This window comes from Stenotrophomonas sp. C3(2023) (genome assembly GCF_032911385.1).
Taxonomy (GTDB): Bacteria; Pseudomonadota; Gammaproteobacteria; order Xanthomonadales; family Xanthomonadaceae; genus Stenotrophomonas.
Genome location: NZ_JAWJLO010000023.1, coordinates 1 through 231 on the forward strand (window position 1 = coordinate 1; position 231 = coordinate 231).

At 65.8% G+C, this 231-nt stretch carries 1 protein-coding gene; it reads left to right on the forward strand.

The window, feature by feature from the left end; genetic code table 11:
* A partial coding sequence (locus RZA67_RS16440; RefSeq protein WP_317214136.1) for a hypothetical protein occupies positions 1 to 231 on the forward strand: 231 nt, incomplete at both ends.

The following is a 231-nucleotide window of genomic DNA, read 5'->3' on the forward strand; positions in this document are numbered from 1 at the left end:
GCCATCGGCGGTGGTTCGGCCGTGGCCGCTGACGGCACGATCAGCGCACCGAGCTTCGACATCGACGGCACCTCGTACGCCAACGTGGGCGATGCCTTCGATGCGGTGGACACCTCGCTGGGTGACCTGGACGGTCGCGTCACCAAGAACGAAGGCGACATCACCACCATCAACACCCAGATCGGTGGCCTGACCAACGGCACCGTGGGTCTGGTGCAGCAGGCAGCTGCA